Source organism: Pseudomonas sp. Marseille-Q7302 (genome assembly GCF_965111925.1).
The window spans coordinates 12,996-32,046 of sequence record NZ_CBCOPK010000001.1 but is presented as its reverse complement, the minus strand read 5'-3'; the positions used below and the strand labels follow the sequence as shown (position 1 = coordinate 32,046).

The window sequence follows — 19,051 nt, the reverse complement described above, 5'->3', positions numbered from 1 at the left end:
GGAGGTCAGCCATGCAGCGCATCCGCGTCATCGACTCCCATACTGGCGGTGAACCCACCCGCCTGGTGCTGAACGGTTTTCCCGATCTCGGCCAGGGCAGCATGGCCGAGCGCCGCACCCTGCTGGCCGGGGAGCATGACGCCTTTCGGCGGGCCTGCATGCGCGAACCGCGCGGCAACGAGGTGCTGGTCGGCGCCTTGCTCTGTGAGCCGGTATCTCCTGCCGCCAGCGCTGGCGTGGTGTTCTTCAATGAGGTCGGCTATCTGGGTATGTGCGGCCACGGTACCATCGGCCTGGTCGTCTCCCTGGCCCATCTTGGCCGGATCGGCCCTGGCGATCATCTGATCGAAACCCCAGTAGGAGAGGTGACCGCCACCCTGCACGACGATGGCAGCGTCAGCGTGCGTAATGTCCCGGCCTATCGTTACCGCCAGGGCGTGCAGGTAGATATTCCCGGTCACGGCCCGGTCACTGGCGATATCGCCTGGGGTGGCAACTGGTTCTTCCTCTGTGCCGATCACGGCCAGCGCGTCGCCGCCGATAACCTTGAAGAGTTGCTCACCTTCAGCCTGGCCCTGCGCGGCGCCCTGGAGGCCGCGGGGATCACCGGCGAGCAGGGCGGCCATATCGATCACATCGAACTCTTTGCCGATGACCCGGATGGCGCCGACAGCCGCAGCTATGTGCTCTGCCCGGGCCGCGCCTATGACCGCTCGCCCTGCGGCACCGGCACCAGCGCCAAGCTGGCGTGCCTGGCGGCGGACGGCGATCTCGAACCCGGCGCCGTCTGGCATCAGGCCAGCGTCATCGGCAGTCGTTTTGAGGCCCATTACCAGCCAAGCGACGAGGGCCGCATCCTGCCAGTGATCCGTGGGCGTGCCCACGTCATGGCCGAGGCGACCCTGCTGCTGGCCGAGGACGATCCCTTCGCCTGGGGCATTCCGGGGTGAAGAAGGTGGCGGACGTCCTCGTCGTCGGCGGCGGCATCGTCGGTGCCAGCTGCGCCGCGGCCCTGGCGGCGCGGGGCTGTCGCGTGCGGGTGCTGGACGCCGGCCTGCCCGGCGCCTCCGCCGCTGGCATGGGCCACCTGGTGGTGATGGACGACGACCCCGCCGAACTGACCTTGAGCGCCCGTTCCCTGGCACTCTGGCGTGAGCTGGTGCCCCAGTTGCCGGGCGCCGCCGACTACCGCAACTGCGGCACCCTCTGGCTGGCCCGCGACGCCGCCGAACTGGATCTGATCGAAGAGAAACGTCAGCGCCTGGACGCCCAGGGCGTCGCCAGCCAGCCGCTCGACGCTGCGGCGACCGCCGCCGCCGAACCGGCACTGACCGCCCTAGCCGGCAGCCTGGAGGTGCCTGGCGATGGCCTGCTCTATGCCCCGGTAGTCGCCGCCTGGTTGCTGCAGCGCTCGCCGCTGATCGAATTCCAGCGCGCCCGGGTGACTGCCGTCGAAGGCCGGCGCGTGCGACTGGACGATGGTCGCTGGCTGACCGCCGATGCCGTGGTGCTCGCCGCCGGCCTGCAGGCCGCCAGTCTCTGTCCGGATCTGCCATTGGTACCCAAGAAAGGCCATCTGCTGATCACCGACCGCTATCCCGAGCAGGTCCGCCACCAGTTGGTGGAGATTGGTTACGGTGCCAGCGCTCACGCCAGCAGCGGCGCCTCGGTGGCCTTCAACGTCCAGCCACGGCCCACGGGGCAGTTGCTGATTGGTTCGTCGCGGCAATTCGAGCGCCCGGATATGGCCGTGGAACCCGCGGTGGTCGGTCAGCTGCTGCGTCGCGCCCTGGACTTCCTGCCGGGTCTGACCCATGCCTCGCTGATCCGCGGCTGGACCGGCCAGCGCGCCGCCAGCCCCGACGGCCTGCCGCTGATCGGCGCTCATCCCGACCAGCCCGGTCTATGGCTGGCGGTCGGCCACGAAGGCCTGGGCGTCACTACCGCGCCGGCCACCGCCGAAGCCATCGCCAATGGGCTGTTCGGCGAGCCTTCGACGTTCCACGTGGAACCCTTCGCACCGGCACGTTTCACGACCGCCCCGAGGAGCCAGGCATGCTGACCCTGTTCATCGATGGCGAGCGCCTGGAGGTCCGCCCTGGCAGTCTGCTCACCGCCGCCCTGGCCAAGAGCGGCAACCCCGCCGCACGCCGTTCGGTGACCGGGGAGGCCCGAGCGCCTTTCTGCGGCATGGGCATCTGCCAGGAATGCCGGGTGCAGGTCGATGGCGTGCGCCGGCTGGCGTGCCAGACCTCCTGCCGGGACGGCATGCAGGTGGAGCGCCTGTCATGAATAGCGCGAGCTGCGATCTGCTCATCATCGGCGCCGGTCCGGCCGGTCTCGCCGCTGCCCGCGCGGCCAGTGGCCGCGGCCTGAACCTGGTGCTGCTGGACGACAATCCCTTGCCCGGCGGCCAGATCTGGCGTGCCAGAGTCGGGCAGGTTGCGGCCGAGGTCGGCAGCTTGCCGGCCGACGTGACGCTACTGAGTGGCACCCGGGTCGCGGCGGTTCTGGGGCCGCGCCAGTTGCTGCTGGAAGACGCCAGTGGCAGTCGTACCCTGGCGTTCGAAACGCTCATCCTCTGCACCGGCGCCCGCGAACTGCTGCTGCCGTTTCCCGGCTGGACCCTGCCTGGCGTGACCGGCGCCGGCGGCCTGCAAGCGTTGATCAAGGGTGGCGTTGAAGTCGCCGATGAGCGCATCGTCGTCGCCGGCACCGGTCCGCTGCTGCTGGCCAGTGCCGCCACGGCGCGTCAGGCGGGTGCCCGCATCGCCCTGGTCGCTGAACAGGCCGGACGCCATGCCGTGCTCGACTTCGGCCTGGGACTCTGGCGCTGGCCGAACAAGCTGCGTCAGGCGCTTACGTTAGCCACCCCCCGCTATCGGCCGGGTACCTGGGTCGAGGCCGCGCTTGGCACCGATCACCTCGAAGCCGTTCGCCTGCGCCAGGGCGAGCGTCGCTGGGAGATAGCCTGCGATCGCCTGGCCTGTGGTTATGGCCTGGTGCCCAACGTGGAACTGGCCCAAAGCCTAGGCTGCGCCACCCTGGACGGCGCGGTGGCGGTAGATGAACACCAGCGCACCAGCCAGCCACACATCCTGGCCGCTGGCGAATGCACCGGCATCGGCGGCAACGAATTGGCCCAGGTCACCGGGCGGATCGCCGGCCTGGTCGCCACCAGCCAGCTCGACGCTGCCCGCGCCGTGCAACCGGAGGCACGCCCCTGGCGTCGCTTCGCCGCCCAGCTGGCCCGCACCTTTGCCTTGAATCCCGCCATTGCCCGTCTGGCCCAGCCGGATACCCTGGTCTGCCGCTGCGAGGACGTCGCGCTGGGTGCTCTGGTTGGTCATGGCGACTGGACCCAGGCCAAGCTGTGCAGTCGTTGCGGCATGGGTGCCTGCCAGGGTCGCATCTGTGGTCAGGCGACCCGGGTGTTGCTGGGCTGGACGCCGCCCGCACCGCGCTTTCCGCTGCAACCCACCCGTATCGACAGCCTGCTGGCCCTGACCGAGGACGAGAGATGAACGCCGCTGCCCACCTGGACGCCCTGAGCCGCGCCCGGCCCGCCGATCTGCCCGCGCTGCTCGCCAGCCTGAGCCTGGTGGCGCCGCTGCTCGATGCCATTCCCGGCGTGGTGTTCTTCGTCAAGGATCTTGAAGCGCGCTATGTGCTGGTCAACCTGACCCTGGCCCAGCGCTGCGGCTTTGAAGACGTCAGCGAACTGCTCGGCAAGACCGCCGAGGAAGTCTTTCCCGCCCCCCTGGGTGGCGCCTACGCCGAACAGGATCGCCGTGTGCTGCGCGAAGGCCTGGCGCTGGACGACCAGCTGGAGCTGCACCTCTATGCCGGCCGTACCCCCGGCTGGTGCCTGACCCGCAAGCTGCCGTTGCACGATGCCCAGGGCCGCCTCATGGGTATGGCGGGCATCTCCCACGACCTGCAGGCACCGGCCGCCGATCATCCGGCCCACGCCAAGGTGGCCGAGGTTGATCGCTATCTGCGCGAGCACTATGCCCAGCCGCTTTCGGTGGGCGAACTGAGTCAGCGGGTGGGCCTGTCGGTCTCCCAGCTCGAACGCCAGTGCAAACGCATCCTGCGCCTCACGCCCCAGCAACTGCTACACAAGGCCCGGCTCGACGCCGCCTCGCGCCTGCTGGCCCGCGATCTGCCCGTCACCGAAGTGGCCCTGGCCTGTGGCTATACCGACCACAGCGCCTTCAGCCGCCAGTTTCGCCGTCTCACCGGCCTGTCGCCCCGGCAATACCGCGACTCTCTCAAGCCCCGTCTGCGTCTGGAGGAAACCCCTGCATGAGCACTCCCCGCGTCAACTGGAGCGGCGTCTTTCCCGCCGTCACCACCCAATTCAACGATGACTTCTCGGTCAATCTGGACCAGACCCATGGCGTGATCAGCAACCTGGTGCGCGATGGCGTCTCCGGTCTGGTGATGTGCGGCACCGTGGGCGAGAACACCTCCCTGACCCTGGAAGAGAAGATCGCCCTGGTGGAGGTCGCCAAGGACGCCGCCGCTGGCCGCGTGCCGGTGATCTGTGGCGTGGCCGAATTCACCAGCCTCAACGCCACCCGCACCGCCCAGGCTGTAGGTCGCGCCGGCGCCGACGGCATCATGCTCATGCCGGCCCTGGTCTACTCGGCCAAGCCCCACGAGACCGCCGCCCATTTCCGCAGCGTGGCCAGCGCCCTCGACCTGCCACTGATGGTCTACAACAACCCGCCGATCTATAAGAACGACGTCACCCCGGACATCCTCATCTCCCTGGCCGACGTCGACAACATCGTCTGCTTCAAGGATTCCTCCGGCGACACCCGCCGCTTCATCGACGTGCGCAACGAAGTAGGCGACCGCTTCGTGCTTTTCGCCGGCCTCGACGACGTGGTGCTGGAAAGCATCGCCGTGGGCGCCGAAGGCTGGGTCTCGGGCATGTCCAACATCTTCCCCACCGAAGGCGAAACCATCTTCCGCCTGGCCAAGGCCGGCCGCTTCGCCGACGCCATGCCGCTCTACGAGTGGTTCATGCCGCTGCTGCACCTGGACGCCCGTCCGGACCTGGTGCAGTGCATCAAGCTCTGCGAAGAACTCGCCGGCCGCGGCCGCGCCCTGACCCGCCCACCCCGCCTGGCCCTGCCCGACGCGGATCGCGCCTTCGTAGAACGCCTGATGGCCAAGGCCCTGGAAACCCGTCCGCAGCTGCCGGACGTGGGGATCTGAGGCCGACTTCCACCTGAGCCGATCCGCCCCCTCTCCCGCTTGCGGGAGAGGGCTGGGGTGAGGGCGCTTTTCAGGGCGATTCCACCTCAAGCGTCCAGGCATCTAACCCGCACCTCTCGTCCCAAACCACCCCCATCCCATGAGCGCCACGTCCTGTCCTCCAACCGACAGGCGATACCCGGTGCAGGAGCACTCTCCGCCCCGCTTTCGTCTATACTGTGCCGCTCATTTCCCAAGCCACGTCCGCCGCGTGGCTTCTTCATTTCAGAGGCACGACGATGAGCGCACTCGTAGGCGTGATCATGGGCTCCAAGTCCGACTGGTCCACCCTGAGCCACACCGCCGACATGCTGGACAAGCTGGGCATTCCCCACGAAGTGAAGGTGGTCTCCGCCCACCGCACCCCCGACCTGCTGTTCCAGTACGCCGAAGAGGCTGCCGGTCGCGGTATCGAGGTGATCATCGCCGGTGCCGGTGGCGCCGCCCACCTGCCGGGCATGTGCGCCGCCAAGACCCACCTGCCGGTGCTGGGCGTGCCCGTGCAGTCGTCCATGCTCTCGGGCGTCGACTCCCTGCTGTCCATCGTGCAGATGCCCGCCGGTGTACCGGTCGCCACCCTGGCCATCGGTAAGGCCGGCGCCATCAACGCCGCGCTGCTGTCCGCCAGCATCCTCGGTGGCAAGTATCCCGAGTACCACGAGCGGCTGAACGCCTTCCGTGACGAGCAGACCCGTACCGTGCTGGACAATCCCGATCCGAGGGAGCAGGCATGAAGATCGGTGTCATCGGTGGCGGCCAGCTGGGCCGCATGCTCGCCCTGGCCGGCACGCCGCTGGGCATGAACTTCGCGTTTCTCGACCCGGCGCCGGATGCCTGCGCCGCTGCCCTGGGTGAACACCTGCGCGCCGACTACGGCGACCAGGATCACCTGCGCCAGTTGGCCGATGAAGTCGATCTGGTGACCTTCGAGTTCGAGAGCGTCCCGGCTGAAACCGTGGCCTTCCTCTCGCAGTTCGTACCGGTCTATCCATCGGCCGAAGCCCTGCGCATCGCCCGCGACCGCCTGTTCGAAAAGTCCATGTTCCGCGACCTGGGCATTCCTACGCCCGCGTTCGCCGATGTCCTGTCCCAGGCCGACCTGGACGCCGCCGTGGCCCGTATCGGCCTGCCGGCAGTGCTCAAGACCCGTACCCTAGGCTACGACGGCAAGGGCCAGAAGGTCCTGCGCCAACCGGAAGACGTCGCCGGCGCCTTTGCCGAACTGGGCAGCGTCCCCCTGCTGCTGGAAGGCTTCGTGTCCTTCACCGGTGAGGTCTCCCTGGTAACCGTGCGCGGTCGTGACGGCGAGGTGGCCTGCTATCCGCTGGTACACAACACCCACGAAAGCGGCATCCTGCGCCTGTCGGTGGCCAGTTCCGACCACCCGCTGCAGGCCCTGGCCGAAGACTATGCCCGCCGCGTGCTGGAGCAGCTCGACTATGTCGGCGTGCTGGCTTTCGAGTTCTTCGAGGTCGAGGGTGGCTTGAAAGCCAACGAGATCGCGCCGCGCGTGCACAACTCCGGGCACTGGACCATCGAAGGCGCCGAGTGCAGCCAGTTCGAGAACCACCTGCGCGCCGTGGCCGGCCTGCCGCTGGGCTCCACCGCCAAGGTCGGCGAGAGCGCCATGGTCAACTTCATCGGTTCGGTGCCGCCGGTAGCGGCCGTCACCGCCTTGGAAGACTGCCACCTGCACCATTACGGCAAGGCCTTCAAGGCCGGGCGCAAGGTCGGTCACGCCACCCTGCGCAGTGCTGACGCCGCGACCCTGCAGACCCGCATCGCCGCCCTGGAAGCCCTGATCCAGGACTGATGCCAAACGGCTTCCGTGCACGGAAGCCGTTTTCCCCTGAACCTCAGCGGACCACCGGTGGTCGGAGAGTACAACGACGCCTGCTGACCGGCGTTGTCTTACCAGCACTTAAACAGGGGATTCTTCACATGGGTATCATCGCAACCATCATCATCGGTCTCATCGTCGGCCTGGTTGCCCGCTTTCTGAAGCCGGGCGACGACAGCATGGGCTGGATCATGACCATCATTCTGGGCATCGTCGGCTCCGTGGTCGCCACCTACCTGGGCCAGGCACTGGGCATCTACCGTGCCGGTGAAGGCGCAGGCTTCATTGGTGCCGTGGTCGGTGCCATCATCGTGCTGTTCATCTACGGAATGGTGACCAAGCGTCGCTAAGACGCCGCTTCGCCTCGGCGAAGCCTAGCTACACAGTTTTCAGCCCTCGGAGTCGCCCGTCGACCCGGGGGCTTTTTTATGGAAGAGGCTCTGGTTGGCGGTCGTGGGTCTGGACCCCTAGGCCGCCGCGCCGCACACTCGGACTTTTGCGCCTAGCCTGCCGACCATGCCCAGACTGCTCATCACCCTGCTGCTCGCCAGCCTGCCCTTGCTGACTCACGCCGCCAAGGGCGAACCGCCCGAAACCAACTGGCTGGACCTGCTCACCGCGGAAGATCGTCGGGCCCTGGAGACCATGCCCGAGATCACTCACAACAGCCCGGAGGCGCCGGGCGGCTTCGGCTCGCCGGGCGGGCTCAAGCAGAAAGACAATGGCCTGCCCGAGGTGATGCACTCCACCCGCACCGTGGCCGCCCTGAATGGCAAGAACGTGCGCCTGGGTGGTTTTCCGGTGCCCCTGGAGACCAACGCCAAGGGCAATTTCCGCGAGTTCTTCCTGGTGCCCTATCCGGGCGCCTGCATCCATGTGCCACCGCCCCCGCCGAACCAGATCGTGCTGGTGCGCTACCCCAAGGGCGTGCCGCTACCGGACATCTATGAGCCCTACTGGGTCATAGGCACCCTGCACACCGAGTCGGTCGATAACGACCTGGCCGAAGCGTCCTATACCCTGGACGCCAGCAAGGTCCGCAAGGTCGAGGAAAGCGACCTGTAACAACCCGTAGATACCATCTCTCCTACCAATCACAACAGGTCCGCTAAAGGGCCTGTCGTAGCTGATAAGGTTGTTGTGTCTTGAGCACGCCATAGGCGATCTGCAGCAGTTTACGCATGGCCGCGCCCAGGGCACTCATCCGCGGTTTACCGCGGGCCAACAGGCGGTCGTACAGGGCCTTCACATCAGGGTTGGAGCCTTTGGCAACGATGGCTCCCATGTACAGTTTGGCCCTGATACGGGGCGAGCCGGCCTTGCTCAGCACCGTGCGCCCCTGCACCGACTTACCGGATTGCCAGGGACGGGGCACTAGGCCTACGAAGGCGGTGCATTGTCGTGCGCTGCTGAAGTCGCGACTGTGCAGCAGAGCCAACAGATGGCGCGACAGCACCTCGCCGATCCCGCCAATGCTCTGCAGCAACGCCCGATCACGCTTGAGATCATCATGCCGATCAATGTGGTCGTCGATGTCCTGACGAACCCGCGCCGCCTCCTGTTGCAGGGCCTTTACCAGGTTGTCGATGGACGCCAGAACGGTCAGGCTGCCACTGACCGCGGCCTTTTCGCGACGGTTAAGTTCACGCTGCAGATCCTCTTGCAGCGCTTCATGGCGAGCGATCAACGCCTTGAGTTCGCGGACTTCGCGGCGCTCTGGCGTCCAAGGGCGCACGGGCTGGGTAGCGCCATAGCGCGCCAGGATCAGGCTGTCCTGCTTGTCGGTCTTGCCTTGTACGCCTAGGCTACGGGCATATTCGCGTACCCGCGCAGGATTGAGGACGAAGACCTGGACGCCACGATCGTGGAGATAGAGCGCCAACGGCTCGTGATAGACCCCAGTGGCCTCGAGAAAGACCTGCAACTGCTCCGGTGTCTCCCCCGTCTGGGCGCAACACCAGTCGATCAGTTCGGCGAATCCTGCGGGCCGATTGGCGAGGACCTTGGTTTTCACTTTCAGGCTGCAGACGTCACGCAGCCACAGACAGTCGAATTTCTGCTTGCTGATGTCGATACCGATGATCGCCATTTCTCGTTCCTTGCCTTGTGCATACAGCCTCACTCCCGAGGAGGGGCTTGGATACCATTCAGGATGTGGAGAAAGGGAGCCGGCAGGCACGCTCTACGAAACAGCATCGAGTGCTCAGGTTGGGCAGGTGCTTAACCGGCTCCGGGTAATGAGGTAGCTAATCCCATTACCCAGGAGAGATACAAGGTTGGGCCGAGACAGCTCCACCGTCGAAGCCCAACGAACCCAAGCTTATGCGTAGCGTGGACAACGGCGCAGCCTTGTCCGCTACGGCTCACCACTCAGGCATCACGCGGGCTGCCGCTCACCGTAGCGCTGCTCCAGATAGGCGATGATGTCGTCCGACTCGTACATCCACACGCTCTGGCTACCTTCGTCGATGCGCAGGCAAGGCACCTTCACCCGGCCACCGCCCTGTTCCAGCTCGGTGCGCAGCTGCGGGTCCTTCTTGATGTCCTTGAGCCGGATCGGCAGGTTCAGCCGATGCAGGGCGCGGCGGGTCTTCACGCAGAAGGGGCAGGCCTGGAACTGATAGAGCGACAGATTCGCTAGTTCCGCCTCGATGGCAGCCTGGGCCTGCTCACTGCGCTTGAGCTTGCGCGGCCGGGTCACCAGATCCAGGCCGACGATCACCTGGCCGAGGCCGTTGCGTAGCAGATTGATCAACGGGATTCACCTTGAGGGGTCGTTCGAGCCGGGCAGTTTACCCTATCGCCTCAGGGCTGCCGCTCCGCCAGTCGTTACGGAACGTCACCCGCAAGGCAGCGCTCTACAAGAGGGATTAATTCCTCGATGGGGATCTGTTGCATGCCGCTGTCTTCCGCAGAGCGCGAAGCCTTTCGCCAACTCGCCGCCGACCTTCCTGGTGTCGATCTTCCGATCTACGAACAATTCGCCAAGGACCCGCTGGACCCCATCATCGGTCTAGGCGATCCCGAGGCGCCCCTGGGCTTTTTCGGTCGCGACCCGGGGCGGGAGGAAGTGAAGTACGGCGAGCCCTTCATCGGCAGCGGTGGCCAGATCGCCCGCAAGGTCCTCTACAAACACCTGTACGGCCATCTTCCAGCCGACTTCGAAGCCAGCCGCAGCCTGAGCCAGCAGTTCTTCTGGGCTAACACCGTGCCCTACAAACCCGTGGGCAACAAAGCCTGGTCGGAACGGGTAAAAAAGACCTTCCACCCCCTGATGCGCCGCCTGCTGGTGGAACACTGGCACGGTACCCAGCTCATCACCTTTGGCCGCGAAGCCTTCCTCTGGTTCGGCATCGGCCAATCCAAGGAAGAGCGCGCCCGCCTGGAAGCCTTCTGGAAGAGCGAAGACCGCTTCGAAAGCAGTATCGAGGTCACCCTGGAAACGGAGGAGGGCGCGCGTAAAACACTGACCCTCTATCCACTGCCGCATCCGTCGCCGTTGAATCAGACGTGGTATACGAGGTTTCCGGGGTTGTTAGAAAGTAGAATAAAAAAAACTCGTATAGGGTTATAACGTAAGCGTCCGGCGAATTCACCTTCCGAACTCCCGCTTTAAGGGCGAGCAATTCACTACTACAGTTCTAGCCGGGCAGGCTCAAGTGCAGCAAGGGGAAGGGGCGGCCCTCGCCATCCAGCGGAGAACGACCTGTTTGAACAAACCCGTAATGTAAATAGAACCCTACCGCTTCAGGGTTCTGTTCATTCACATCAACACTCATCTGACTGCGCAAACTGCGGGCATGATCCAGCAGTGCGCGGCCAATCCCTTTCCCTCGAAGATCTGGTTCGATGAAGAGCATCTCTACGTGGTTTTCATTGAGCCCGATGAACCCTAGCGGGCAGTCCTCGGCATCTACCGTAACCCATAATTCAACAGCGGGTAGGTAAATATCGCGGAGCTGAGGAAGCAATGCCTCGATATCGGATTCTTGCAGGAAGTGATGTGTGGCGCGAACGGAGCGCAGCCAAATGTTGAGCAGTTGCGGATGGTCGGCGTTAGTAGCCTGACGAATGATCATAGAATCATCCTTTACACTTGATATCGGAAATGAGGCGCGCTAGTAGATAGCGACCGTAAAAGTGTCAGCAACTTGTATAACCGCTTCGCGAGTTAACGCCTGGGCGGTTCACGGCAGAGGTAGCCGGAAAGGAGGGAGGAAGGACGATACTGGGAGGCTTTGGGGGTGTCAAAAAAAGTTACGGAAGGGAATGGTGGAAGCATACCTGACAGCTGGTGGCCGGGCCGGTAGGGATCTCACGCGGGACGCTAGAACCGGATGATGTCAGGAGCTTACGGTGACTTACCCGGACGCTTACGTTATAACAAGATTCTTATGCCATCTTGGATGCCGAAATAAAAGGGTTCTGGTCTTTTGTATGCTCCTTGTTTGGAGTAAGTCTAGGTACCTTTATTATAGGGTTTTTAGGAAAAACCCAGATTGAAAATCGCTTGAGGGCGAGTATAGATCACGAGTATTCAAAGGATTTGGAACGCATCAAGGATGAGATAATTATAGATCAAGTCAAGGCCATCGAAGAGTTAAAAAGAGAAATTCAAATCAGAGATAGAGCCGCAAAAATTGCTGATCTTTTATCGGAGTGGTTTTCATGGCCGGAGAGCCGAAAAAAGCTAAATTTGCTTACTTTCGAAGCTTTTTTGTGGCTTCCTGATGAAATTTTTGAGGACCTCTCTGCAGTGCTTTCACATTCTCCAGATGCGCCTGATGTCAGACAGGTCTTAAGCAAAGTAAGAAAGCATTTGCTTGGGCCTACAAATTTAGGCCCAGAAAAATTTATAATTTTCAAGGATGATGCTAGTAACTGTTCCAACAAAAATGACCCAAAATAAAAAATTTTTTAAACATTCCTCTAAATAGTTTTAAAAGCATTAGATTCAATAGCTAAAGCCACCCATATTCCGCCATCGACAAGGGCTCTCCATCCCCGACGATGAAATGATCCAGCACCCGCACATCTACCAGCGCCAGGGCATCCTTCAGGCGCGTAGTGAGCAGGCGGTCGGCCTGGCTGGGTTCGGCGATGCCGGAAGGGTGGTTGTGGGTGAGGATGACGGCGGCGGCATTGTGGGCGAGGGCGCGCTTGACCACCTGGCGGGGGTAGACACTGGCGCCATCGATGGTGCCGTGGAACAGGGCTTCGAAGGCCAGCACCCGGTGGCGGGTGTCGAGGAACAGGCAGCCGAAGACTTCATGGGGTTCGTGGCGCAGGTGCGCCTTTAGATAGTCGCGGACCTGCTGGGGGCTTTCCAGCGCCGAGTCGCGCTTGAGACCTTCGGCCAGGTGGCGGCGGCCCATTTCCAGCACCGCCTGCAGCTGGCTGTACTTGGCCGGGCCGAGGCCGAGGTGGGCGCTGAAGGCGGCGAGGTCGGCTTCCAGCAGGGCTCTCAGGCTGCCGAATTCCCCGAGCAGCTGGCGGGCAAGGTCCACCGCGCTTTTGCCGGCCACGCCGGTGCGCAGGAAGATCGCCAGTAGCTCGGCGTCGGTGAGGGCCTGGGCGCCTTGTTCCAGCAGTTTTTCCCGCGGCCGCTCCTGGGCCGGCCAATCCTTGATGCTCATGGGGCGCTCCCTGTCTGGCGGGGCGCCTGCGTCCTGCAGGCGCTGTGCTATCTTAACCGGATCATTCGCGGGTGCGCGCAGGCCTCGATTGGCCGTGCGATGCCCGTTCTAGACGGTTCGAAAACGGAAAGGCTATATGCAGCGGCTCCATCGTAAACGCATCGTGCTGGGCGTCGGAGGTGGCATCGCCGCTTACAAGAGCGCCGAGCTGGTGCGCCGCCTCAAGGATCAGGGCGCCGAGGTGCGGGTGGTACTGACCCGCGGCGGGCGCGAATTCATCACGCCGCTGACCCTCCAGGCACTGTCCGGGCTACCCGTGCACCTGGATCTGCTGGATCCGGCCGCCGAAGCGGCCATGGGTCACATCGAGCTGGCCCGCTGGGCCGATCTGGTGCTGGTCGCGCCGGCCACTGCCGATGTGATGGCGCGCCTGGCCCAGGGCATGGCGGACGATCTGCTCACCACCCTGGTGCTGGCCACCGATGCCCGGGTCGCCCTGGCACCAGCCATGAACCAGGCCATGTGGCGCGATCCGGCCACCCAGGCCAATGCCGAGCTCCTGCGCCGCCGCGGTATCGCGCTGTTCGGCCCGGCCAGTGGCAGCCAGGCCTGTGGCGACGTCGGCCCCGGCCGGATGCTGGAAGCTACCGACCTGGCCCAGCTCGCCGCCGACTGCTTCCAGCGCCTGGACCTGACTGGTCGCCATGTGGTCATCACCGCCGGCCCGACCCAGGAAAACATCGACCCGGTGCGCTACATCACCAACCACAGCTCCGGCCGCATGGGCTTCGCCCTGGCGGAAGCGGCGGCGGAGGCGGGTGCCCGCGTCAGCCTGGTGAGTGGCCCCGTGCACCTGCCGACGCCCGATCGCGTCGAGCGCATCGACGTGATCAGTGCCCGCGACATGCTGGCGGCCTGCGAGGCGTTGATGCCTTGCGACGTGCTCATCGCCTCGGCGGCGGTGGCGGACTATCGCCCCGAGGTCATCGCGCCGCACAAGTTGAAGAAGGACCCTACCCGTGGCGACGGCCTGCTGCTGGAGCTGGTGCGCAACCCGGACATCCTCGCCACCCTGGCGGGGCGCCCGGATCGGCCCTTCAGCGTCGGCTTCGCCGCGGAAACCCAGAACCTGCTGGAGTACGCCCAGCGCAAGCTGCGCGACAAGAATCTCGACCTCATCGTCGCCAACGATGTGGCCAATCCGGCCATCGGCTTCAACAGCCAAGACAATGCGGTCACCGTGATCGACCGTGGCCTGCACGAGATCCGCTTCGAGCAGACCAGCAAGAGCAAGATCGCCCGCCAGCTCATCGCCCTGATTTCCACCCACCTCAAAGACACCGCTCAGACTCATGCATAGCCTTCAAGCCAAGATCCTCGACCCGCGCCTAGGGCGCGATTTCCCGCTGCCGTCCTACGCCACGCCTGGTTCGGCCGGCCTCGACCTGCGCGCCATGCTGCAGGAGGAACTGGTGCTGGAGCCGGGCCAGACCGCGCTGATCCCCACGGGGCTCGCCATCCATGTCGCCGATCCGTCGCTGGCGGCGCTGATCCTGCCGCGCTCGGGGCTGGGCCATAAGCACGGCATCGTGCTGGGCAACCTGGTCGGCTTGATCGATTCGGACTACCAGGGCGAGCTCATGGTCTCCTGCTGGAATCGCGGCCAGACCACCTTCACCGTGAGCATCGGCGAACGTATCGCCCAGCTGATGCTCGTACCTGTGGTGCAGGCGCACTTCGACATCGTCGAGAGCTTTACCGAGACCGAACGTGGTACCGGCGGCTTCGGGCACTCTGGTACCCGCTGACGCCAGATACGCAAGGCGCGCCGTGACATAAAGGAGAAGAACGGCATGGCAAGGGGCAAGAACGGCAAGGATGTGCGCAAGACGGCCCCTCGGGTCGCTGCATTGCCCGGCATGGGCGCGGGTCTGCTGCTGGCACTCGCCGGCCTGCTGCTGGCCGCGGTGCTGCTGTGGTTCCTGGTGTTGCAGCCGCAGGGCGCACGCAATCAGGAGCAGCAGGCGGATCAGGCCCTGCAGGCCCAGGCCACCTCCCTCAATCAGCTGCTGGTCGGTCTGACGCGACGGCTGCAGGGTGTCGCCGGGGATGCCCTGGTGCTGCAGGCGCTCCAGGGCGATGACCCTGCAGCGCGCGCGGCGGCGGAAAGCCAGCTGCGCGAGCGCCTGGGAGTGGTCGATGTCCTGGTGGTGCCGGCCGGCATGCGCCAGATCGAAGACGACCGTCCCGGTCCCCTCAACTATGCCGCGCTCGACCTGCTCAAGCGTTTGGAAAGCGGCCAGCGCACGCCGCCGGAAGCCTATCGCGTGGGCGACCGCTGGCTGGTCTACAGTGCCCAGCCCATTCGCCGTGGCGATCAGCTGCTGGGCAGCGCCGTGCTGGTGGAAGAACTCTCGGCCGTCCTGCAGGGCTGGGCCACGCCGCCGGCGACGGTTGGTCAGTGGCGCCTGCTGCAGCAGTTTCCCGGTGGCGGGGTGCAGGTACTGGCCAGTGGCGGTACCCCCGGTGATCCGGCACTGATGCGCCGGCTCGCCACCGGTAGCCCGCTCTGGACGCTGGAACTGGCACCCGCCGCCGAGGCGGGCGCCGACACCCCGGTGGGCATTCCCCTGGTGGCGCTGCTGCTGGCGCTGTTCGGCCTGCTGGCGGGCTTTTGGCTGTTTTCCCGGGAGCTGTCACGACGGCTACGTGACGACGTCCGCAGTCTGACGGCCTATGCCGAGGAACTTGAATCCAATCAGATAGCCAAAAGCCCGACCTTGCGCCTGGCGGTAATGGAACCCGTGGCCAAGTCGACGGCCCGATTGGCCAACCGATCGGCCGGGTCGTCGCCGGACCTCTACGCCGCAGCACCTAGTGATGCCGTGGCCAAGACCCTGGCGGAGTTTGCCGACAGAGGCCGCGCTCAGCAGAGCGAGCCGCTGTTCCAGACCACCGACATCCTCGATATCAGTATCCTCGACGAAGACCAGGATCTCCTGGGATTGGAGAAACCCCCAATGAGCACTACCCCGCAAGCCCCCCAACTCAACGCCAGCATCTTCCGCGCCTACGACATCCGTGGCGTGGTGGGTGACTCCCTGACTGCCGAAGCCGCCTACTGGATCGGGCGCGCCATCGGCTCGGAAAGCCTGGCGCGTGGCGAGCCCAACGTGGCCGTCGGCCGTGATGGCCGTCTGTCCGGCCCCGAACTGGTCGCCCAACTGATCAAGGGCGTGGCCGATAGCGGCGCCAATGTCAGCGATGTCGGCATGGTGCCGACCCCGGTGCTCTACTACGCAGCCAACGTGCTCGAAGGCAAGTCCGGCGTCATGCTGACCGGCAGCCACAACCCGCCGGACTACAACGGCTTCAAGATCGTCATCGCTGGCGAGACCCTGGCCAACGAATCCATCCAGCGTCTGCGCGAGCGCATCGAGACCGGCGAAGTAGCCAGCGGCCAGGGCCAGATCAAGCAGGTCGACGTGCTCAAGAGCTACGCCGACTACATCCGCAACGACGTGGTGCTGGCCAAGAAGCTCAAGGTCGTGGTGGACGCCGGCAACGGTGTCGCCGCGGTCAATGCCCCCCAGCTGATCGAATCCCTGGGCTGTGAGGTCATCCCGCTGTTCTGCGAGGTGGATGGCAACTTCCCCAACCACCATCCGGATCCGGGCAAGCCCGAGAACCTGGAAGACCTGATCGCCAAGGTCAAGGAAACCGGCGCCGACCTGGGCCTGGCCTTTGACGGCGACGGCGACCGCGTGGGCGTGGTGACCAACGAAGGCAAGATCATCTACCCCGACCAGCTGCTGATGCTGTTCGCCAAGGACGTGGTCTCCCGCAACCCGGGCGCCGACATCATCTTCGACGTCAAATGCACCCGTCGCCTGAACAACCTCATCGCCGGCTACGGTGGTCGTCCCATCATGTGGAAGACCGGCCACTCGCTGATCAAGAAGAAGATGAAGGAAACCGGCGCCCTGCTGGCCGGCGAGATGAGCGGCCACGTGTTCTTCAAGGAGCGCTGGTTCGGTTTCGACGACGGCATCTACAGCGCCGTGCGTCTGCTGGAGATCCTCAGCCAGGAGAAGAACAGCGCCCAACAGGTGTTCGATACCTTCCCGGTAGACATCTCCACCCCGGAGATCAATATCCAGGTGACCGAAGAGAACAAGTTCGGCATCATCGAAACCCTGCAGCGCGACGCCCAGTGGGGCGATGCCCAGATCACCACCCTGGACGGCGTCCGCGTCGATTACCAGCACGGTTGGGGCCTGGTGCGTGCATCCAACACCACGCCGGTGCTGGTGCTGCGTTTCGAGGCGGAAACCCTCGAGGAGCTGGAGCGCATCAAGACGGTGTTCCGCAAGCAGTTGCTGGCGGTGCAGCCGGATCTGAACCTGCCGTTCTGACCTCGGGTCAGCGGTAGCACAGAGGGCGCCTAGGCGCCCTTTGTCTTTTCTTTGTCGACCTTGAGAGGTGAGCCATGACCCTGAGCCGCGAGGATGCCTCGCACGTCGCCGAGGTGCTGTCCGAGGCGCTGCCCTATATCCGCCGGTTCGTCGGCAAGACGCTGGTGATCAAGTACGGCGGCAACGCCATGGAGAGCGATGAGCTCAAGGCCGGTTTCGCCCGTGACATCGTGCTGATGAAGGCGGTGGGCATCAACCCGGTGGTGGTGCACGGCGGCGGTCCGCAGATCGGCGACCTGCTCAAGCGCCTGTCCATCGAAAGCCACTTCATCGATGGCATGCGCGTCACCGATGCCCAGACCATGGATGTGGTGGAAATGGTGCTCGGTGGCCAGGTCAACAAGGACATCGTCAACCTGATCAACCGCCATGGCGGCAAGGCCATCGGCCTGACCGGCAAGGACGCGGGTCTGATCCGCGCCACCAAGCTCAAGGTCAGCCGGCAGACGCCGGAGATGACCAAGCCGGAGATCATCGACATCGGCCACGTGGGCGAGGTCACCGGGGTCAACGTCGACCTGATCAACATGCTGGTGCGGGGCGATTTCATCCCGGTCATCGCGCCCATCGGCGTGGGTCCGGACGGCGAGTCCTACAACATCAACGCCGACCTGGTGGCAGGCAAGGTGGCCGAGGCGCTCAAGGCCGAGAAGCTGATGCTGCTGACCAACATCGCCGGCCTGATGGACAAGCAGGGCCAGGTGCTCACCGGGCTGTCCACCGAGCAGGTCGATTCACTGATCGCCGACGGCACCATCTACGGCGGCATGCTGCCAAAGATTCGCTGTGCGCTGGAAGCGGTGCAGGGGGGCGTAGAAAGCGCCCACATCATCGATGGCCGGGTGCCCAACGCGGTGCTGCTGGAAATCTTCACTGACGTCGGCGTCGGTACCCTGATCTCCAACCGCAAGCGCTGATCGCGCTGCGGTCGGATGAAAACGGCGCCCCAGGGCGCCGTTTTCATTGCTGGCCCGGACTCACTGCTCCCAGCTGGGCGTGGGCAGGGTCAGGCCGTGCTGGCCGTTATAGGCGGCTCGCTTGGGTGATTCCCAACCTTCCAGCAGCGCCTCCTCGACCCGGTAGATCTCCACCCCTAGTGGACGACAGACCTTGAGCGGGTCCTCGGCCTCGGGTCCCCACATCGCCAGGGACAGATCGCCACCCGGGCAGGTGGACAGGGCGCAGAGCACGTCGATCTCGGCGAAGAACTCCAGGTAGTCGCCGGGCTTGGCCGGACAGGCCTTCATGAAGTACAGGTCGTCGTGATTCAGGCCGGTGCACTGGAAGATGTTCAGCACGTCGTGCACGTCGAATTCGGTGAGGCCATGGGGCAGCACCGCGCGGGTCAGATTCGAGTGGCAGTGGTGGTGGAAGTCCTCGCCGGTGAGCATCTTGTTGACGTAGGGATCGCAGCGGGTGCCCAGCAGGTCATGCAGGCGGCCGCCATGTTCGTCGATGCCATAACCGGCCAGGCTGTCGTCGGTGATGGTCAGCAGGGGGCGCAGGAAGGGCAGGTTCGACCAGAGACGATCATAGGTGCTGACGTGGGCACCCTGCAGTTGTCGGGTGCGCGCGGCCCACATCCGCTCGCGTGGGTCCTCGGCGTTCCAGACGTTGAAGTCGCCGACCTGGGGACCGTGCGGAGTGGTGACGCGGAACAGATGGCCCGCCGGCACCTTCCAGGCGCGGCCGGTGCGGATTGGAATCTCGAATTGGTCGATCAGGGTGCGGGCCTCCTTTCTTTCGCGCAGGCGATCATAGAAGGCCTGGTCGACTCGCAGGGCGGAGCCCTGGGTGGCCTGGTAGGCGGCGGGGTAGTCCTTGTACATGGG

The 19,051-nt window shown here is 64.7% G+C and carries 21 protein-coding genes; 16 read left to right on the top strand and 5 right to left on the bottom strand.

Going from position 1 to position 19,051, the window contains the following annotated elements; all coding sequences use genetic code 11:
• Positions 1-11 precede the first annotated feature (11 nt).
• The 10 genes from ACWPW1_RS00170 to ACWPW1_RS00125 all read left to right on the top strand — a co-directional run bounded on the left by ACWPW1_RS00170 (position 12) and on the right by ACWPW1_RS00125 (position 8,173).
• A complete protein-coding gene (locus tag ACWPW1_RS00170) occupies positions 12-950 on the top strand; it encodes a 4-hydroxyproline epimerase (protein ID WP_434775334.1) in 939 nt (312 codons plus the stop codon).
• Positions 947-2,062, top strand: coding sequence for an NAD(P)/FAD-dependent oxidoreductase (locus tag ACWPW1_RS00165; protein ID WP_454252226.1), 1,116 nt, complete (start codon positions 947-949; stop codon positions 2,060-2,062). The genes ACWPW1_RS00170 and ACWPW1_RS00165 overlap by 4 nt, the downstream gene beginning before the upstream one ends.
• Entirely contained in the window at positions 2,056-2,292 is a 237-nt protein-coding gene (locus ACWPW1_RS00160) for a (2Fe-2S)-binding protein (RefSeq protein ID WP_434775332.1), read from the top strand. The genes ACWPW1_RS00165 and ACWPW1_RS00160 overlap by 7 nt, the downstream gene beginning before the upstream one ends.
• Positions 2,289-3,524 (top strand): FAD-dependent oxidoreductase, encoded by a 1,236-nt coding sequence (locus ACWPW1_RS00155; RefSeq protein WP_454252225.1) that lies wholly within the window; start codon positions 2,289-2,291, stop codon positions 3,522-3,524. Before ACWPW1_RS00160 ends, ACWPW1_RS00155 begins: the two co-directional genes overlap by 4 nt.
• Positions 3,521-4,312: a helix-turn-helix domain-containing protein gene (locus tag ACWPW1_RS00150; protein WP_434775330.1), complete on the top strand. Its 792-nt coding sequence runs from the start codon at positions 3,521-3,523 to the stop codon at positions 4,310-4,312. The genes ACWPW1_RS00155 and ACWPW1_RS00150 overlap by 4 nt, the downstream gene beginning before the upstream one ends.
• Positions 4,309-5,229 carry a dihydrodipicolinate synthase family protein gene (locus tag ACWPW1_RS00145; RefSeq protein ID WP_454252224.1) on the top strand — a complete coding sequence of 307 codons (921 nt, stop codon included), beginning with the start codon at positions 4,309-4,311 and terminating at the stop codon, positions 5,227-5,229. The genes ACWPW1_RS00150 and ACWPW1_RS00145 overlap by 4 nt, the downstream gene beginning before the upstream one ends.
• 278 nt (positions 5,230-5,507) lie before the next feature.
• Complete coding sequence (gene purE, locus ACWPW1_RS00140; protein WP_007160060.1) at positions 5,508-6,002, top strand: 5-(carboxyamino)imidazole ribonucleotide mutase; 495 nt, start codon at positions 5,508-5,510, stop codon at positions 6,000-6,002.
• Entirely contained in the window at positions 5,999-7,081 is a 1,083-nt protein-coding gene (locus tag ACWPW1_RS00135; RefSeq protein ID WP_454252223.1) for a 5-(carboxyamino)imidazole ribonucleotide synthase, read from the top strand. Before purE ends, ACWPW1_RS00135 begins: the two co-directional genes overlap by 4 nt.
• A gap of 128 nt (positions 7,082-7,209) precedes the next feature.
• On the top strand, positions 7,210-7,458 hold the full coding sequence (locus tag ACWPW1_RS00130) for a GlsB/YeaQ/YmgE family stress response membrane protein (protein ID WP_007160058.1): 249 nt from the start codon (positions 7,210-7,212) through the stop codon (positions 7,456-7,458).
• Positions 7,459-7,624: 166 nt separating this feature from the next.
• A complete protein-coding gene (locus ACWPW1_RS00125; protein ID WP_434775327.1) occupies positions 7,625-8,173 on the top strand; it encodes a DUF3299 domain-containing protein in 549 nt (182 codons plus the stop codon).
• Positions 8,174-8,216: 43 nt separating this feature from the next.
• Here the strand turns inward: ACWPW1_RS00125 and ACWPW1_RS00120 are convergent, their stop codons facing one another.
• Positions 8,217-9,197 (bottom strand): IS110 family transposase, encoded by a 981-nt coding sequence (locus ACWPW1_RS00120; RefSeq protein ID WP_454252222.1) that lies wholly within the window; start codon positions 9,195-9,197, stop codon positions 8,217-8,219.
• Between the two features lie 288 nt (positions 9,198-9,485).
• Positions 9,486-9,863, bottom strand: coding sequence for a glutaredoxin family protein (locus tag ACWPW1_RS00115; protein WP_271653429.1), 378 nt, complete (start codon positions 9,861-9,863; stop codon positions 9,486-9,488).
• Between the two features lie 141 nt (positions 9,864-10,004).
• Here ACWPW1_RS00115 and ACWPW1_RS00110 point away from each other — a divergent pair, with 141 nt between their 5' ends.
• The gene (locus tag ACWPW1_RS00110; protein ID WP_454252221.1) at positions 10,005-10,682 is read left to right on the top strand and encodes a uracil-DNA glycosylase family protein; all 678 of its coding nucleotides are present in this window, start codon (positions 10,005-10,007) and stop codon (positions 10,680-10,682) included.
• Between the two features lie 67 nt (positions 10,683-10,749).
• On the opposite strand, the gene ACWPW1_RS00105 is transcribed toward ACWPW1_RS00110, so the two are convergent.
• On the bottom strand, positions 10,750-11,187 hold the full coding sequence (locus ACWPW1_RS00105) for an acetyltransferase (protein WP_271653427.1): 438 nt from the start codon (positions 11,185-11,187) through the stop codon (positions 10,750-10,752).
• 323 nt (positions 11,188-11,510) lie between these two features.
• On the opposite strand from ACWPW1_RS00105, the gene ACWPW1_RS00100 reads away from it, so the two are divergent.
• Positions 11,511-12,017: a hypothetical protein gene (locus tag ACWPW1_RS00100; protein ID WP_454252220.1), complete on the top strand. Its 507-nt coding sequence runs from the start codon at positions 11,511-11,513 to the stop codon at positions 12,015-12,017.
• Between the two features lie 52 nt (positions 12,018-12,069).
• Here the strand turns inward: ACWPW1_RS00100 and radC are convergent, their stop codons facing one another.
• Entirely contained in the window at positions 12,070-12,744 is a 675-nt protein-coding gene (gene radC, locus ACWPW1_RS00095; RefSeq protein WP_454252219.1) for a RadC family protein, read from the bottom strand.
• A 136-nt stretch (positions 12,745-12,880) separates the two neighbouring features.
• Here radC and coaBC point away from each other — a divergent pair, with 136 nt between their 5' ends.
• The 4 genes from coaBC to argB all read left to right on the top strand — a co-directional run bounded on the left by coaBC (position 12,881) and on the right by argB (position 18,136).
• Positions 12,881-14,104: a bifunctional phosphopantothenoylcysteine decarboxylase/phosphopantothenate--cysteine ligase CoaBC gene (coaBC, locus tag ACWPW1_RS00090; RefSeq protein ID WP_059316722.1), complete on the top strand. Its 1,224-nt coding sequence runs from the start codon at positions 12,881-12,883 to the stop codon at positions 14,102-14,104.
• Entirely contained in the window at positions 14,097-14,552 is a 456-nt protein-coding gene (gene dut, locus ACWPW1_RS00085; protein WP_059316721.1) for a dUTP diphosphatase, read from the top strand. Before coaBC ends, dut begins: the two co-directional genes overlap by 8 nt.
• A gap of 1,212 nt (positions 14,553-15,764) precedes the next feature.
• Positions 15,765-17,159 carry a phosphomannomutase/phosphoglucomutase gene (gene algC / locus ACWPW1_RS00080; protein WP_313647694.1) on the top strand — a complete coding sequence of 465 codons (1,395 nt, stop codon included), beginning with the start codon at positions 15,765-15,767 and terminating at the stop codon, positions 17,157-17,159.
• Positions 17,160-17,233: 74 nt separating this feature from the next.
• Entirely contained in the window at positions 17,234-18,136 is a 903-nt protein-coding gene (gene argB / locus ACWPW1_RS00075) for an acetylglutamate kinase (protein ID WP_059316719.1), read from the top strand.
• Positions 18,137-18,196: 60 nt separating this feature from the next.
• Here the strand turns inward: argB and ACWPW1_RS00070 are convergent, their stop codons facing one another.
• Positions 18,197-19,048 (bottom strand): urea carboxylase-associated family protein, encoded by an 852-nt coding sequence (locus ACWPW1_RS00070; protein WP_454252218.1) that lies wholly within the window; start codon positions 19,046-19,048, stop codon positions 18,197-18,199.
• Between the last annotated feature and the right edge of the window lie 3 nt (positions 19,049-19,051).

Bases quoted from the DNA above. Each gene is read 5' to 3' on its own strand.
- ACWPW1_RS00170 (WP_434775334.1), top strand. From the start codon at position 12: ATGCAGCGCATCCGCGTCATCGACTCCCATACTGGCGGTGAACCCACC.
- ACWPW1_RS00160 (WP_434775332.1), top strand. From the start codon at position 2,056: ATGCTGACCCTGTTCATCGATGGCGAGCGCCTGGAGGTCCGCCCTGGC.
- ACWPW1_RS00155 (WP_454252225.1), top strand. From the start codon at position 2,289: ATGAATAGCGCGAGCTGCGATCTGCTCATCATCGGCGCCGGTCCGGCC.
- ACWPW1_RS00150 (WP_434775330.1), top strand. From the start codon at position 3,521: ATGAACGCCGCTGCCCACCTGGACGCCCTGAGCCGCGCCCGGCCCGCC.
- ACWPW1_RS00145 (WP_454252224.1), top strand. From the start codon at position 4,309: ATGAGCACTCCCCGCGTCAACTGGAGCGGCGTCTTTCCCGCCGTCACC.
- purE (WP_007160060.1), top strand. From the start codon at position 5,508: ATGAGCGCACTCGTAGGCGTGATCATGGGCTCCAAGTCCGACTGGTCC.
- ACWPW1_RS00135 (WP_454252223.1), top strand. From the start codon at position 5,999: ATGAAGATCGGTGTCATCGGTGGCGGCCAGCTGGGCCGCATGCTCGCC.
- ACWPW1_RS00130 (WP_007160058.1), top strand. From the start codon at position 7,210: ATGGGTATCATCGCAACCATCATCATCGGTCTCATCGTCGGCCTGGTT.
- ACWPW1_RS00125 (WP_434775327.1), top strand. From the start codon at position 7,625: ATGCCCAGACTGCTCATCACCCTGCTGCTCGCCAGCCTGCCCTTGCTG.
- ACWPW1_RS00120 (WP_454252222.1), bottom strand. From the start codon at position 9,197: ATGGCGATCATCGGTATCGACATCAGCAAGCAGAAATTCGACTGTCTG.
- ACWPW1_RS00110 (WP_454252221.1), top strand. From the start codon at position 10,005: ATGCCGCTGTCTTCCGCAGAGCGCGAAGCCTTTCGCCAACTCGCCGCC.
- ACWPW1_RS00105 (WP_271653427.1), bottom strand. From the start codon at position 11,187: ATGATCATTCGTCAGGCTACTAACGCCGACCATCCGCAACTGCTCAAC.
- radC (WP_454252219.1), bottom strand. From the start codon at position 12,744: ATGAGCATCAAGGATTGGCCGGCCCAGGAGCGGCCGCGGGAAAAACTG.
- coaBC (WP_059316722.1), top strand. From the start codon at position 12,881: ATGCAGCGGCTCCATCGTAAACGCATCGTGCTGGGCGTCGGAGGTGGC.
- dut (WP_059316721.1), top strand. From the start codon at position 14,097: ATGCATAGCCTTCAAGCCAAGATCCTCGACCCGCGCCTAGGGCGCGAT.
- algC (WP_313647694.1), top strand. From the start codon at position 15,765: ATGAGCACTACCCCGCAAGCCCCCCAACTCAACGCCAGCATCTTCCGC.
- argB (WP_059316719.1), top strand. From the start codon at position 17,234: ATGACCCTGAGCCGCGAGGATGCCTCGCACGTCGCCGAGGTGCTGTCC.
- ACWPW1_RS00070 (WP_454252218.1), bottom strand. From the start codon at position 19,048: ATGTACAAGGACTACCCCGCCGCCTACCAGGCCACCCAGGGCTCCGCC.